We start from the raw sequence: 15,147 nt of genomic DNA on the forward strand, positions 1-15,147 counted from the left end.
TAACCAATGCAACTGAATGAATCATATACATAATTCCTTTCACTTTATACATTGATTATAGCTGATTTAATTTTTTAAAAAAGTAGTTTGGCATATTCGGTAATATATGGCATATTCTGCACAATTTTATTTATCAAAAAACTATTGACAAACCTTTTCTAATGTGCATCTGCACATCAGATAATTATCTCCCTGCTGTTCATAGTTGATAGTTCCATTATATTTATCAATAATATCTCTGATATTCATAATTCCGAAACCATGCATGTTCTTATCCTTCTTGGTTGTATTCATGTGTGGATTGTTATTTAACACATTACCACTTGTGGTATTACCTATGTCTATATACATGCTGGCATTATCCTCTGCTATCTGGAGCTTAATTGATGGCTTCTCACATTGTCCTGCTGCTTCAATAGCATTATCACACAGATTCTCAAGAAGTATATATAAGTCCATATCATCAACACCTGCAATATTCCACAGTACATAACATGCCATGTCAATTCCAGCCTCACGGCACTGGTTAATCTTTCTGTTCAGCAGATAATTAAGCACAATATTATTACTTACAATCTCTGTAACATTAATGTTATTATAACCTGTACGATATTTATCAAGCACCTCAAGTGCCTTTGAATACTTCTCATCCTGAATAAGCTCACTGATAAGGATCAGGACATTATTAATGTCATGTCTTTGCTTACTGTTCTGCTTCTGCATATCAAGTATCGATTCAATATCTTTCTCCTTCTGCTGATATGCGCTAAGCATAACCTGCTGACGGGTTTTCTGTTCATATACCTTCTGTTCCATAATAAGCAGTAATACACTTATAACATTAATTATTATAATGCCCGCCATGGCAATAAATGTATATATTACATTCATCTCATAGCTCTTATCTGAACGATATACCATAAAACAGCATACTATGACCGATATAGCTGGTATCAAGGACATTATAAGCATGTATTGATTATCTTTTTCCTTTAAAAACACCTTTAATTTTATAATGAATCCCAAAAACAGCATAAGTAATATCTGTACAAATATAACACTTACATATCTTGAACCCGTTCCATATCTATGTGCATTAAGAAAATCTTTCTTAACAACAAGTGATACCAATCCACCACCTAGTAACGAACTTCCAGCCAGACAGCATATCATCATGACGTTGTAGAATATCTTCTCAATAACACTTCCGCCCAATACTACAAAACTGAATATCAGTGAATATACCATATATACATATATTGCCACACTCTCAAAGTATACAATATGGTTAGATACAGTAAGATATATGAATGTAATCAATATCCCGGCAGCACTGACACATTTCTTATTATACTTATCCTTACAACCAAGACTAATAATAAGGAACACGGTCACAACTACACTCTGAAACAGATTTATGAAACTTTCGAATATTATATCTGTCATATGAACATTCTCCTTATCTCATCGACTCTGCTTCTGCTTATGTGATAGACTGTGCCATCCTTCATAATAAGATTATCCTTTTTTCTTTCTTTAACATAATCCTTATTGACCATCTCGCCCTGTGATATCTTAATGAAACCGAACTGCTTTAGCTGCTCTTCATATGTACTTAGGTTGGCTCTTATTTTTCTCTCGCCATTAACACCTTTGAATATAAGGTCATGTTTTATAACATTCACAGACACAATATCTGAAAGTCTTATTATATCGCCTTTCTCAATTACAAGTATTTTCTTTTTTCCTCTGAGAAAATCCATAATATTATACATTGTCTGTACAATATCGTTTTCAATATTATTCTTTCTTATAAAATCAATAGGAGTAAGACCGAATACCTGATACACATAATTGCTATGTGATGTGCAGAATACTATTCCTGCATTTTTATTTAATCTGCGTATCTCCTTTGCAATATCTAATCCGCTTGACTTTCCACACTCAATATCAAGTATGAATATATCTGTGTCTTCTATCGCTTCATCAAGCATTTCTTGCGGAGACTGATATATCACAACTTCTGCTATATCAGTCTCTGGCATGTGCTTTGCATATTCAGTCTTTATATATTTACCTATTAATCTGCCATGCTCCGGCTCATCATCGCATATAGTAAATCTCGTCAAATGCCTTCCCCCTGTGTGTATTATCTAAGCATTTCTTCCCAGTTCAAATGCCTTCCTGTTAAGCTCAAGGAATTTAGCAGGAACATTTTTCTCTATGGCATCCTGCCACTGTTCGTCTGTTATGTCAGGGAAGTATGTTGAGAATCTTCCCATAAGTGCTATATTAACAGCCTTAGAAGAACCTGCCTCCTCAGCGAGTGCAAGGAAATCCTTCGCATCAACCTTGGCGCCTGCTGCTGTAAGCTTCTCAATAAGTCCTTCCGGATACTCTGCTGCCCCTGTAATTACAGGCATTGGCTCCATCTTCTGCGTATTGGTGATGATAACTCCGTCTTTCTTTAAGAATTCAACCCATCTTGCAGCCTCTAACTGCTCAAATGAAATGATAACATCAGCCTCACCTTTATCGATTACCGGTGAATATACCTTCTCGCCGTATCTTACATAAGTTACAACCGAACCGCCTCTCTGGCTCATTCCGTGTACCTCGGAAACCTTAACATCATATCCCTGCTTTAATAATACATATCCTAACATCTTGCTGGCAAGAAGTGTTCCCTGTCCGCCAACACCAACTATCATAATATTCTTTGTCATATTGAATCTCCCTTCAGTTACCTGTCTAAACTACATTCCTATTGCATCGAATCTGCACATCTGCTTGCACACTTCACATCCGATACATAATGTTGGGTCAATATGTGCTTTCTTATCCTTGAATGATATAGCAGGACAGCCAATCTGCATACATGCCTTACAGCCTTTACATTTGTCCTGATTAATTGCTATTGCAGGCTTGTGGACAGTTCCCTTAATCATTACACATGGTCTTCTGCTTATGATTATAGACGGTTCTTTAGCTGCAAGCTCCTCTGTTACTGCTGTCTCAACTGCTGCGAGGTCGTATGGGTCAACAACTCTTACTCTGTTAAAGCCTAAAGCCCTGCATAATGCTTCAAGGTCAACTTTGCCTGCAGGCTCACCTCTTAAGTTCTTACCAGTTGTAGGATTCTGCTGATGTCCTGTCATACCTGTGATTGAGTTATCAAGAATAATTACTGTTGAATTACTCATGTTGTAAGATATGTCTGTAATTCCAGTCATTCCTGAATGCATAAATGTTGAATCTCCGATAACACCTACGCTGTTACTCTCGCCTGCTTCTCCCATAGCCTTGTTAAAGCCATGAAGTCCTGAGCATGACGCACCCATGCAGACATTAAGATCCATTGCATTAAGTGGTGCAACTGCGCCCAATGTATAACATCCGATATCTCCGTATACCATAATCTTCTTCTTGTGAAGAATGTAGAATATTCCTCTGTGTGGACAGCCGGCACACATAACTGGTGGTCTGCCCGGAATCTGTGCGTCTATTGTTGTGTATTCAGGTTCTTCCATTCCCATACATTTTTTAATAAGATTCTGTGAGAATTCTCCACATATTGGAAATGTATCCTTACCATGAACCTGTATTCCTAACTGCCTGCAGTGGTTCTCAATGATTGGGTCAAGCTCCTCTATTACATAGATTTCGTCCTTACCCTCTGCAAAATCTTTGATAAGCTTCTCTGGAAGTGGATATACCATGCCAAGCTTAAGTACGCTTACCTTATCTCCAAATACTTCCTTAGTATACTGGTATGATGTTGATGATGTGATTACACCTATCTTCTTTCCATTGACAAGGCTTCCCTCTGCACACTCTTCAATTCTGTTAATTCCACTTGTCTCTGCATACTGTATAAGGTCAAGTGTTCTCTGCTCAACTCTTACATGTGCATCTCTTGAATTCTTAGTCATCATGACCTTAGTTGGGTCTTTTACATAAGGGACCTGTGCAGGCTCTACTCTTTCTTCAGGACATACAACACTCTGTGAATGTGCAACTCTTGTACACATTTTGATAAATACTGGTGTATTGTACTTCTCTGATATCTCATATGCTTCCTTAACGAAAAGTCTTGATTCTTCTGAATCTGCAGGCTCAAGCATAGGTACTTTGGCTGCAAATGCATAATGTCTTGAATCCTGTTCGTTCTGTGATGAGTGCATTCCCGGGTCATCTGCTACACAGATTACAAGTCCTGCGTTAAGTCCCTGATATGATATTGTAAATAATGGGTCTGCTGCCACATTTAAACCAACATGCTTCATTGCACATGCTGCTCTTACTCCACCGAGTGTTGCTCCGTGTGCTGCCTCTAATGCAACCTTTTCATTAGGCGCCCACTCGCAGTATATCTCATCATATTTTGCTGCTTCTTCTGTTATCTCTGTACTTGGTGTTCCCGGATAACTTGATATTACCTTACAGCCTGCTTCATACATTCCTCTTGCAACTGCCTTATTGCCCAGCATTAATTCTCTCATAACAATCTCCATTCTATGTATTCTTATCAGCCTTTATTTTCCTGTTCTACAAGTCTGTCTGCGCCGTACATCTTACGAAGCTTCGGCTTCTCAATCTTTCCTGTAGCATTACGCGGAATATCTGCAAATATAATCTCTTTCGGACGCTTGTATCTTGGAAGCTCCATGCAAAAGTCTTCTATCTCTTCCTTTGTACATGTAACTCCGTCCTTAACTTCTATGATAGCCGCTGTCTTTTCACCCAGTCTGTGGTCTGGAAGACCGATAACAGCTACATCTTTAACTTTATTAAATCTTCTGATGAAGTCCTCTATCTGAACCGGATAAATGTTTTCTCCACCGCTTACGATAACGTCTTTCTTTCTGTCTACAAGGAAGTAGAAACCGTCCTCGTCCTGCATAGCCATATCACCTGTATATAACCAGCCGTCCTTAAGAACCTCCTTAGTAGCTTCCTCGTTGCGGTAATAACATGTCATGACACCCGGTCCTTTAACACAGAGTTCTCCGACATCTCCCTGTTTTACTGTATTACCGTCTTCATCAACTATCTTACATTCCCATCTGTAACCCGGAATTCCGATAGCACCAACCTTATTGATATTCTCCACACCAAGATGTACACAGCCCGGACCTGTTGATTCTGAAAGTCCGTAGTTGGTATCGTACTGGTGCTTAGGGAAGTATTCCTTCCATCTCTTGATAAGTGAAGGTGGAACCGGCTGCGCACCTATATGCATAAGTCTCCACTGGTCAAGTCTGTAATCTGATAACTTGATGTCTCCTCTGTCAAGTGCATCTAATATATCCTGAGCCCAAGGCACTAACAGCCACACGATTGTACATTCTTCATCTGATACAGCCTTAAGGATTGTCTCAGGCTTAGTTCCCTTAAGAAGTACAGCCTTGCTTCCTGCCACAAGACTTCCCATCCAGTGGAACTTGGCTCCTGTATGGTAAAGTGGAGGAATACATAAAAATGTGTCATATCTTCCCGTTCCATGGTGCTTCTGCTCCATCTCGGCAGCCTGTGTAAGGCTTCTGTGCTTATGAAGAATAGCCTTAGGAAATCCTGTTGTTCCTGATGAGAAATATATTGCACCGTAATCATCTTCTGTTATTGTTACATCAGGTGCTTTGCTTGAACAGTCAGCAACCAGTTCACGGTAGCTTTCTGCAAAGCTTGGACAGTTATCTCCCACATAGATAAGAAGTCTGCCCTTTGATAATCTCTCAGCATTTACCTCAATTCGTCCTATAAACTGTGGTCCAAATACAATAACATCTACCTCTGCAAGCTCTGCGCAGTAATAGATTTCGTCTGAATCATATCTGAAGTTGAAAGGCACTGCTATCGCACCTGTCTTTAACACTCCGAAATATATAGGAAGCCATTCAAGGCAGTTATACATAATAATAGCTACCTTATCGCCCTTCTTGATCCCTCTGCTGATAAGCATGTTGGCGAATCTGTTCGCTTTCTCGTTAAATACACTCCATGTAATCTCTCTGCGGTATGGAGAATAAGTTGTAGGCTCAATAAGCCCGAACTCCTTCCATGTCGTTCTTCTCGTATCCTTTTCATCAGGATTGAGTTCTACCAATGCAACCTCGTCTGGATATTCTCTTGCATTGCGCTCTAAGTACTCTGTAACTGGCATCTTAATTCCTTCCCTGCTGCCCCCGACAGCATGCAATTTCATTAAATTATATCATACTATATTTTGCCAAAAAAATCCATAAAACAGCCCGCCTTTCAGCCACGCTTTCGTCAAACTTCCCCTTTAATTCCAACTTAAAAAATGCTATGATTAAGTTAGTTAATTTGCGCATGTGTATCCGGCTGTCCGGCACCTGTCTGTGGTGCAGGAATGAATTGTGACGAGCTGTGCAGGAGTTAAGCCGCTGTCTGCAAAAGCTAATCGCACAAAAGCTCGTCCAAGCGAAGCGCGTTTGCTTTTGTGCGATGTAATAAACTCTGCAGACAGCGGCTTTTACTCCTGCTAAGCGAGGAAAACCTGAGTTCCAGCGCCACAGACAGGTGTCGGACAGCCTGATACACACACGCAGCTTACTACTACTTAACATTTTTTAAAGGGGGATATATTATGGCGTTACATGTTATGGACGAGGCCAACCGCTGCTTACAGTGCAAAGTGCCTCAGTGTCAGAAGGGATGTCCTATCAACACTAACATTCCTATGGCAATCCGTTTACTTAAAGAGAACAAGCTTAACGAAGCTGGTAAAATGCTTTTCGAGAACAACCCACTTACTACCGTGTGCAGTCTTATCTGCAATCATGAGAACCAGTGTGAAGGTCACTGTGTACTTGGAAGAAAGGGCGCTCCTGTACATTTTTCTACTATTGAAAATTATATCTCAAGTACATATGCCAACCAGATGACTGAAGGTCCTAAGCCTTCTAACGGCATGAGAGTCGCAATCATCGGTTCGGGCCCTGCCGGTATCACTATTGCAATTATTCTTGCAAGATACGGATATCAGGTTACTATATTTGAAGGAAAGGACAAGATTGGCGGCGTATTAAGATACGGTATTCCGGAATTCAGACTTCCTAAGACTGTTCTTGACGATATTGAATACAGACATCTTGCCTTGAAGGGCATTAAGATTCGTCCGAATACAACTATCGGTGGTGCAATCGGAATTGATGATTTGTTCCGTGATGGCTACAAGTCTATATTTATAGGTACAGGCGTATGGAAGCCTAACTCTCTTCATATTAAAGGAGAGACTTTCGGTAATGTCCACTTTGGTATCAATTACCTCAATAACCCTGACAGCTATCACCTTGGTGAAACTGTTATTGTTATCGGTGCCGGTAATGCCGCTATGGACGTTGCAAGAACTGCCAAGAGAAAAGGCTCCCGCAATGTCATCTGTTTCTCTATCACTAAGGAAGTTGCTGCAAGCAAATATGAATTCAGCTATGCACAGCTTGAAGGAATCACATTTGAATATAACAAACGCCCCGTTGAGATTAAGGATGACGGTGTTATATTCAGGGATATTATTGAGAATGAAGATGGAACTTTCACTGATGTAGAAGGAACTGATACACTTCACCACTCAGACAGTGTTATCATCTCTATCAGTCAGGGACCTCAGAACCGTATTGTTAACACAACAACAGGTCTTAAGGCTACTGCAAGAGGACTTCTTGACGCAGACGAGACTGGTCACACAAGCCGTCCGGGTATATTTGCATCAGGTGATGTTGTCAACGGTGCAAGAACCGTAGTAGAAGCTGTTGCACACAGCAAGATTGTGGCAGAATCAATGCATCAGTATATGCAGTCTCTGCCGAAGGATGAAGAATAAAGATATTATTTTTAGCAATAAAAATCGTCTATGACACAGCTCTTAAATTGAGTTTCTGTCATAGACGATTTTATTTATCTCTCATTAGCTTTTAATTACATATCTGCAAGCAATTCCTTTGCCTTGTCCATAGAATCCATATGAACATAGATATCACACTTAGAATTCTTGCTGTTATTAAGGAACTTGAACACGCCTGTGTGGAAATTCCACTTCTCAAAATATGATATATTGTTTCTTCTAAGCACTCTCTCTATCTTTCTGCTTTCTTCTAATGTTACATCAGAACGCAATAAACGTTCATTAGTTCCGACTTCTGACATACTGCTGCACCTCTTTACTAACGTCTGTTATATTAGTATGTTACCACATTTTAAATGTAAAATCCACTTTAGAAAATTAAAAAATCGGTCTGAACACTTGTCCAGACCGAATAAACATTTAAAGAATATCAATTAAGCGATTGTGTAAATCCATCCCTTAGGAGCTTCAATCTTGCCCATCTGGATACCTGTTAATGTATCATAGAGCTTCTGGATTGTAGGACCCATCTTCTCCATTCCGCTTGGGAAGCAGATTTCCTTACCATGGTCGTTAATCTTTCCAACAGGTGAGATAACTGCAGCTGTACCGCAAAGACCACACTCTGCAAAATCCTTAACTTCATCAAAGAGAACTTCTCTTTCCTCAACCTCTAATCCAAGATATTCCTTAGCAACAACCATTAATGAACGGCGTGTGATTGATGGAAGAATTGAATTAGACTTTGGTGTTACGAACTTACCATCTTTAGTGATGAATATGAAGTTAGCACCACCTGTCTCCTCAACCTTAGTTCTTGTTGCTGGGTCAAGGTACATATTCTCTGCAAATCCTTCTTCATGTGCTGTCATAATTGCATGTAAGCTCATAGCATAGTTAAGTCCAGCCTTGATATGTCCTGTTCCGTGTGGTGCTGCTCTATCAAAATCTGAAACCTTGATAGTAATAGGCTTGGCACCGCCCTTGAAGTAAGGACCTACTGGAGTTGTAAGTACTCTGAACTGATATTCATCAGCAGGCTTAACTCCGATAACAGGGTTGCTTCCGAACATGTATGGACGGACATAAAGTGTTGCACCTGAACCAAAAGGTGGTACCCATGCTGCATTAGCTTCTACTGTCTTAGCAACTGCCTCTACCCACTTATCTTCTGGGTAAACTGGCATCTCAAGTCTCTCACATGAATCTTTCATTCTTGCTGCATTCAGATCTGGGCGGAACATAACAATGTGACCATCCTCTGTTGTATAAGCCTTAAGACCTTCAAAACATGTCTGTGCATACTGAAGGACACCTGCACACTCGTTAATGACAACCTTGTCATCCTCTGTAAGTGTTCCGTTATCCCATGCGCCATCTTTATAGTTGGCTACGAATCTCTTGTCAGTCTTGATGTAACCAAAGCCAAGGCTTGACCAATCAATATTCTTCTTTTCCATTGTTAGTACTTCCTTTCATCTAAAGATACCAATGTAAAAAATGTTTTACACGATTTTGAGCATATTTTACGCTCTTAAAAATGTCATGTCAACATTTCATTACTCATCTCCGGTAATTTCTGTGTAATATTTAGCATAATCGGTTCTTTCTGCCTTAGTAAATGCAATTGCTGTTCTTGGATGCTGGTTAGTCTGACCGGTAAGCATGTACTGTACATCACATCCCCACACAACACCTGATGCTTTAAGTGGAACCATATGCTTTTCAATAAACTTAAGCACTGGAACAATATTAAACTTAGGATTTCTTAAGAACCCTAATAATAATTCTGAATAGCAGTTACCTGCACCTCTTCCCATTCCGCTTACTGTTGCATCAAGAAGGCTTACGCCGATTGAGCATGCCTCAATTGTATTGGCAAATGCAAGCTGCTGGTTGTTATGTGCATGTATACCAACACTTTTTCCATACTTCTCTGCTATCTTAATGTATTTGTCAGCAAGTCTTCTTACCTGCTCCGGGTATAATGAACCATAGCTGTCAACAAGGTATATGTACTGTGCCTTGCTCTGTGATGCAAGAAGCTCTAATGCAAGGTCTAACTCATTCTCACCTGCTGTCGATATCGCCATAATATTGACTGTAACCTCATATCCCATATCTGAACAGTAGTTAGCCATCTCAATAGCTGCCGGAATGGTATTAATATATGTTGCAACTCTCACCATATCAACAACTGACTCTGACTTAGGTGGAATATCTCTCTTCATATTAGTTCTTCCGACATCAGCCATAACTGATATCTTAAGTGGTGTATCATTCTCGCCAACAATAGCTCTGATATCTTCTTCCTTACAGAACTTCCACTTTCCGAATTCTTTCTCATCAAATATATCCTTATCAGCCTTATATCCAAATTCCATATAATCAACGCCTGCTGCCACATTAGCTTCATAAAGATCTTTAACAAACTCATCAGTGAATTCAAAATTATTCACAAGACCTCCATCTCTTAATGTACAGTCCATAACCTTGATGTCTGGTCTGTAAGAAGTCAAATTACCCCTGTTTTCTGCCATAACCTGTTTCCTCCTGTAAAATTTCCTCCTGGAATTGTTTCGCTTTAAACCGTTACGCTTTAAAGTGTTAAACTGTTTTGAATTATAACACATCTATCAAGGTTGTCAACTGTTGATGTGAGATTTTTACTTCACCATCAGCCTCTCCATAAACACATCCATCAACGCATTAAGCCCCTTAAGGTATTCCTTCGCATTAGTGAATTTCTTCTTAGTTACAGTCCATATAAATGCAGGATTGGCGTCTACTCTCATCTGGATTGCACCGCCATACTCGTCAAGAAGCTTCTTTATAGCATCCGGGTCTAATTCAGCCTTAGGATAAACTGTCATAACTGTACGCCATACTGCTGTTCCTGATTCCTGATGCGCAACGCCGCCCTTTATCTCTATCATGCCAAGTTTATGTGCCTTTGACTTGATAAGCGCAATCATAAGCAGATTGTCGGCGCATGATGGCACACTTCCGTATCTGTCTGATAACTCGTCCCTCATATCTGATAATTCATCCATGTTCTCAAGTGCAGCAATTCTCTTATATATATCAAGCTTCTGGTACTCACTCTTAATATATGTTGCCGGAATATAAGCGTCCACATCTACATCTATTGTTGTCTCAAACTCATACTCATTCTTAATTCCCTTAAGATTGTTGACTGCCTGATTAAGCATTTTACAGTACAGGTCGTATCCTACAGCCGCCATGTGACCATGCTGGCTGTTTCCAAGCACATTTCCTGCACCTCGGATTTCCAGATCCTTCATCGCAATCTTAAAGCCCGAACCGAAATCCGCAAATTCCCTGATTACGCTGAGTCGCTTCTCCGCTACCTCTGTCAGTACCTTATCTCTTCTGTACAGTAAAAATGCATACGCAGTCCTTGAGCTTCTGCCAACTCTTCCTCTTAGCTGATAAAGCTGAGAAAGTCCAAAACGATCTGCATCTTCAATTATCATTGTGTTGCAGTTGGATATATCCATACCTGTTTCAATTATAGTTGTAGACACCAACACATCTATCTCACCATTAACGAAATCACACATTATCTTCTCAAGCTCCCGTTTAGCCATCTGACCGTGGGCATATGCCACATTTGCATCAGGAACAAGCTCCTGAATGTGTGCAGCCGCCTCATCAATGCTTCTTACACGGTTGTATACATAGTAGACCTGACCGTTTCTGGCAAGCTCCCTTGTGATTGCCTCTCGTATCATCTCATCATTATGCTCTGTAACGAAAGTCTGTATCGGAACACGGTCAACCGGAGGCTCTTCAAGAACACTCATATCCCTGATTCCCGCAAGGCTCATGTGAAGCGTTCTTGGAATCGGAGTGGCACTGAGCGTAAGCACATCAACATTATTCTTTAACTTCTTAATCTTCTCCTTGTGTGTAACACCAAAACGCTGTTCCTCATCAATAATAAGAAGTCCCAGATCCTTGAACACCACGTCTTTAGAAAGAAGCCTGTGTGTGCCTATTACAATGTCAACCATGCCCTTCTTAAGTTCCTCAATGGTCTCCTTATTCTGTGCTGAGGTTCTGAAGCTTGACAACTGGGCTACCGTAACCGGAAAGTCCTTCATTCTCTGTTCAAATGTGGTAAAATGCTGACTTGCAAGTACTGTTGTAGGTACAAGATAAGCAACCTGCTTTCCTTCCTGAACCGCCTTAAATGCTGCTCTTATCGCAATCTCTGTCTTACCATAGCCCACATCTCCACATATAAGTCTGTCCATTACCCTGCGGCTTTCCATGTCATGCTTCGTGTCTTCTATCGCATTTAACTGGTCTGTTGTCTCCTCATAAGGGAACATTTCCTCAAATTCCTGCTGCCATACCGTATCCGGTCCAAACTGGTATCCTTCTATTCTCTGTCTTGTGGCATACAGCTCAACAAGGTCTTTAGCCACTTCTTCAACGGCTGAATGAACCTTTGACTTAGTCTTTCCCCACTCTGAACCACCAATCTTATTAAGCTTTGGCTTTTTCTCTACATCTGAACCGGCAAATTTCTGCAGACGGTCAAGCTGTGTTGCGAGCACATAAAGGTTGCTGTTATCTGCGTAAGATATCTTGATGTAATCCTTCTCAACACCTTCAACCTTAATCTTCTCAATGCCCTTGTACTGGCCTATACCGTAATTCTCATGAACAACATAATCGCCAATATTAAGTTCATTAAAGCCGGCAATATTCTTGCCATCATACTCCTTCTTCTTAACCCTCTTGCGCTTCTTCTCTGTAAATATGTCATTTTCGGCAATGCACACAAATCCCTGCAGCGGATACTCAAATCCCCTGTGAAGGCTTCCGTAAGTAACCATCACAAGTCCGCCTGCCATGGATTTATTGCTGTCCTCTGTATAGAAGCTCTCAATTCCAAGCCTTCCAAGATCATCAACAATTCTGTTAGCTCTTGTTCTTGAGCTGCACACAAGAAGAACTGCGTATTTATTACGTTTATACTTCCTTATGTCATCTGAAAGATATTCAAAGCTGTTATTATATGAGCTTATGCTTCTCGCTTCAATATGCATTGAATAATCTATCCCAAAGAATTCAGGTGTGTATTCAAGTGTTGTCAGCACAAGCTGCTTATGTCCGTTCATTGAAAGAACGGCTGTCTCCATATCCATAAACATATGTGTCTGACTTGGTAGCACATAACCGCTTTCTAATCTGTTCTTCATACTCTCACTGTACTCATAGAAAGTCATGTCGCTGTGTTCCTTAAGCCTTACAGGTTCGTCCACGACAATAAGAGTATCTCCCTTAGGGAAATACTCTGCCAGGCTGCTCACTCTGTCTGCAAATGTATATATGAATTTGCTGTAATCTCCTGTCCTTAACGCGTCATCAAACATTCTGTTAAGATGATTGCCAGCCTCTATCTGTTCCTTAGTACGCTTCCTTTTATCTGCTCCGAACAGCTTCATCTGTTCGTCTTTTTCATGTCTGATTTTTTCAATCCCCTGCTCTATTTCATCCTCAGTAAAAAGGAACTCTGTTGCAGGAAATACCGTATAACTCTTATAATTCTCAATGGAACGCTGGCTGTCTGCATCAAACGCCCTTATTGAGTCTATCTCATCATCCCACAATTCAATTCTCACAGGTGCTTCATCTGTATATGAAAATATATCTATTATTCCGCCTCTTATGGCAAACTGTCCTTTGGCTTCAACCATTCCGAATCTCTCGAATCCCATAGCTGTAAGTTTCTTTGCCATATCCTCTACATCGAGTATGTCACCCTTCTTAAGGTTAATGACTGCCCGCTTGAATCTGTCGACTGGAAGAAGCATATCTGATATTCCATCAATGGTTGTCACAATTGTAAGCGGTCCGTCTGAAGCTTCCTCTGTTGATTTCTCTGTTCCAGATTTTACAATGTCCGATTTATTCAATCTGTCAATTATGGCTGCTATACATCTGATTCGCTCTCCGGCAATCTGTCGTCCCTGCACATCTGCGTTATAAAATATTACATCTTTCGCAGGATAATACATTACATTTCCGCCGTTAAAGAATCTGGCATCCTCCGCCATATCCCTTGCTTTCCCCTCGTCACTGGTTATAACAAGCTGGAAATTATAATTGCTGGCTATGGCACTTGAAAAATGCAGCTTCTGCGTGTCAATACAGCCACTTACCATTACTGTTCTGCCACCATCTTTAGCAAGCTCTTTATTAAGTTGTTCCACACCGGCTGTATTATACACCGGCTCAAATATTGCTTTCATATTATACCACCAGTTATCCGTTATATTTATTCATACCACTTTCTATTCCATCTGTAAGTATGCATTCTACAGCTTCACAGGCTTTCTTATTAGCCTCTCTTAATGTTGCATATTCCTCTGCAGGAAATTTCCCAAGCACCCAGTCTGCAAGATCCCAGTTCTTAGGCTTATCGCCGACTCCGAACTTTATTCTCTTGAACTTGTCGCTTCCAAGATGTGCTATTATACTCTTGATTCCATTGTGTCCACCTGCACTTCCCTTTGCACGGAGTCTTAGCTTACCTACATCAAGACTTATATCATCAAAGATAACAAGAAAATCATCTATATCACATTTGTAATAATCCATAACTTCTCTTATACACTCGCCTGAATTATTCATATATGTCATAGGCTTAACAAGTATTACTTTCTGACCTGCTATTACGCCTTTTCCGATAAGTCCCTTGTGCTTTGCTGTGTCCACACTGATATTATATTTGTCTGCAAGCTCGTCTATTACTGAAAATCCTGCATTGTGTCTTGTTCCCATATATTCTTTACCCGGATTACCAAGTCCCGCTATTATATACATTGTGTTTTCCTCTCTTTTTATTATAACATTTATTGAGATTATACTTATTCAATAAATTTAAAGCAAGTACAAAAGAGCCAGTCTGCTTTCACAGGCTGGCCCTTACTCATCTTGTATCCGACTGCTTTACTCTTCTACATACTCTGCCTTTTCGTAAGCTTCAAGAACAATCTTCTGCAGCTTATCCCTTGTCTGAGTATTAATTGGATGAGCGATGTCCCGATACTCTCCGTCTGATGATTTTCTGCTTGGCATTGCAATAAACAATCCCTTCTCTCCCTCAATCACCTTAATATCATGTACAACGAATTCATCATCTATTGTGATTGACACAACAGCTCTCATCTTACCTTCTTTAGCAATCTTTCTAACCCTTACATCTGTTATATTCATAACGCACCCCTTCTAAAACCTTATGG

The 15,147-nt window shown here is 40.2% G+C and carries 12 protein-coding genes; 1 reads left to right on the top strand and 11 read right to left on the bottom strand.

Annotated elements, in window-relative coordinates:
* Positions 1–141: 141 nt before the first annotated feature.
* The 5 genes from EUBELI_RS09155 to EUBELI_RS09175 are packed head-to-tail and all read right to left on the bottom strand — an operon-like array spanning position 142 to position 6,163.
* Positions 142–1,446, bottom strand: coding sequence for a sensor histidine kinase (locus tag EUBELI_RS09155; protein WP_012740125.1), 1,305 nt, complete (start codon positions 1,444–1,446; stop codon positions 142–144).
* Complete coding sequence (locus EUBELI_RS09160; protein WP_012740126.1) at positions 1,443–2,129, bottom strand: LytR/AlgR family response regulator transcription factor; 687 nt, start codon at positions 2,127–2,129, stop codon at positions 1,443–1,445. Before EUBELI_RS09160 ends, EUBELI_RS09155 begins: the two co-directional genes overlap by 4 nt.
* 24 nt (positions 2,130–2,153) lie before the next feature.
* Positions 2,154–2,726, bottom strand: coding sequence for an indolepyruvate oxidoreductase subunit beta (locus tag EUBELI_RS09165; protein WP_012740127.1), 573 nt, complete (start codon positions 2,724–2,726; stop codon positions 2,154–2,156).
* A 30-nt stretch (positions 2,727–2,756) separates the two neighbouring features.
* Positions 2,757–4,502 (bottom strand): indolepyruvate ferredoxin oxidoreductase subunit alpha, encoded by a 1,746-nt coding sequence (gene iorA, locus EUBELI_RS09170; protein WP_041688298.1) that lies wholly within the window; start codon positions 4,500–4,502, stop codon positions 2,757–2,759.
* 26 nt (positions 4,503–4,528) lie between these two features.
* Positions 4,529–6,163 (bottom strand): class I adenylate-forming enzyme family protein, encoded by a 1,635-nt coding sequence (locus EUBELI_RS09175; protein ID WP_041688300.1) that lies wholly within the window; start codon positions 6,161–6,163, stop codon positions 4,529–4,531.
* A 447-nt stretch (positions 6,164–6,610) separates the two neighbouring features.
* Between EUBELI_RS09175 and EUBELI_RS09180 the strand changes: the two genes are divergently transcribed.
* Positions 6,611–7,846 carry an NAD(P)-dependent oxidoreductase gene (locus EUBELI_RS09180; RefSeq protein WP_012740131.1) on the top strand — a complete coding sequence of 412 codons (1,236 nt, stop codon included), beginning with the start codon at positions 6,611–6,613 and terminating at the stop codon, positions 7,844–7,846.
* Between the two features lie 95 nt (positions 7,847–7,941).
* Here EUBELI_RS09180 and EUBELI_RS09185 read toward each other — a convergent pair whose 3' ends face one another.
* The 6 genes from EUBELI_RS09185 to spoVG form a co-directional block, all read right to left on the bottom strand.
* The gene (locus EUBELI_RS09185; protein ID WP_012740132.1) at positions 7,942–8,169 is read right to left on the bottom strand and encodes a hypothetical protein; all 228 of its coding nucleotides are present in this window, start codon (positions 8,167–8,169) and stop codon (positions 7,942–7,944) included.
* A 132-nt stretch (positions 8,170–8,301) separates the two neighbouring features.
* Positions 8,302–9,327 (bottom strand): branched-chain amino acid aminotransferase, encoded by a 1,026-nt coding sequence (locus tag EUBELI_RS09190; protein WP_012740133.1) that lies wholly within the window; start codon positions 9,325–9,327, stop codon positions 8,302–8,304.
* A 99-nt stretch (positions 9,328–9,426) separates the two neighbouring features.
* Complete coding sequence (locus EUBELI_RS09195) at positions 9,427–10,407, bottom strand: aldolase catalytic domain-containing protein (protein ID WP_012740134.1); 981 nt, start codon at positions 10,405–10,407, stop codon at positions 9,427–9,429.
* A 126-nt stretch (positions 10,408–10,533) separates the two neighbouring features.
* Complete coding sequence (mfd, locus tag EUBELI_RS09200) at positions 10,534–14,154, bottom strand: transcription-repair coupling factor (RefSeq protein ID WP_012740135.1); 3,621 nt, start codon at positions 14,152–14,154, stop codon at positions 10,534–10,536.
* Positions 14,155–14,167: 13 nt separating this feature from the next.
* On the bottom strand, positions 14,168–14,728 hold the full coding sequence (gene pth / locus EUBELI_RS09205; protein WP_012740136.1) for an aminoacyl-tRNA hydrolase: 561 nt from the start codon (positions 14,726–14,728) through the stop codon (positions 14,168–14,170).
* A gap of 126 nt (positions 14,729–14,854) precedes the next feature.
* A complete protein-coding gene (spoVG, locus tag EUBELI_RS09210) occupies positions 14,855–15,121 on the bottom strand; it encodes a septation regulator SpoVG (protein WP_012740137.1) in 267 nt (88 codons plus the stop codon).
* Between the last annotated feature and the right edge of the window lie 26 nt (positions 15,122–15,147).

It is taken from the genome of [Eubacterium] eligens ATCC 27750 (genome assembly GCF_000146185.1).
In the GTDB taxonomy this organism is placed as follows: domain Bacteria; phylum Bacillota; class Clostridia; order Lachnospirales; family Lachnospiraceae; genus Lachnospira; species Lachnospira eligens.

Coding starts and splice junctions, on each gene's coding strand:
- EUBELI_RS09190 (WP_012740133.1), bottom strand. CDS start 9,327: ATGGAAAAGAAGAATATTGATTGGTCAAGCCTTGGCTTTGGTTACATC.
- EUBELI_RS09175 (WP_041688300.1), bottom strand. CDS start 6,163: ATGCCAGTTACAGAGTACTTAGAGCGCAATGCAAGAGAATATCCAGAC.
- EUBELI_RS09165 (WP_012740127.1), bottom strand. CDS start 2,726: ATGACAAAGAATATTATGATAGTTGGTGTTGGCGGACAGGGAACACTT.
- EUBELI_RS09195 (WP_012740134.1), bottom strand. CDS start 10,407: ATGGCAGAAAACAGGGGTAATTTGACTTCTTACAGACCAGACATCAAG.
- pth (WP_012740136.1), bottom strand. CDS start 14,728: ATGTATATAATAGCGGGACTTGGTAATCCGGGTAAAGAATATATGGGA.
- EUBELI_RS09155 (WP_012740125.1), bottom strand. CDS start 1,446: ATGACAGATATAATATTCGAAAGTTTCATAAATCTGTTTCAGAGTGTA.
- spoVG (WP_012740137.1), bottom strand. CDS start 15,121: ATGAATATAACAGATGTAAGGGTTAGAAAGATTGCTAAAGAAGGTAAG.
- EUBELI_RS09185 (WP_012740132.1), bottom strand. CDS start 8,169: ATGTCAGAAGTCGGAACTAATGAACGTTTATTGCGTTCTGATGTAACA.
- iorA (WP_041688298.1), bottom strand. CDS start 4,502: ATGAGAGAATTAATGCTGGGCAATAAGGCAGTTGCAAGAGGAATGTAT.
- mfd (WP_012740135.1), bottom strand. CDS start 14,154: ATGAAAGCAATATTTGAGCCGGTGTATAATACAGCCGGTGTGGAACAA.
- EUBELI_RS09180 (WP_012740131.1), top strand. CDS start 6,611: ATGGCGTTACATGTTATGGACGAGGCCAACCGCTGCTTACAGTGCAAA.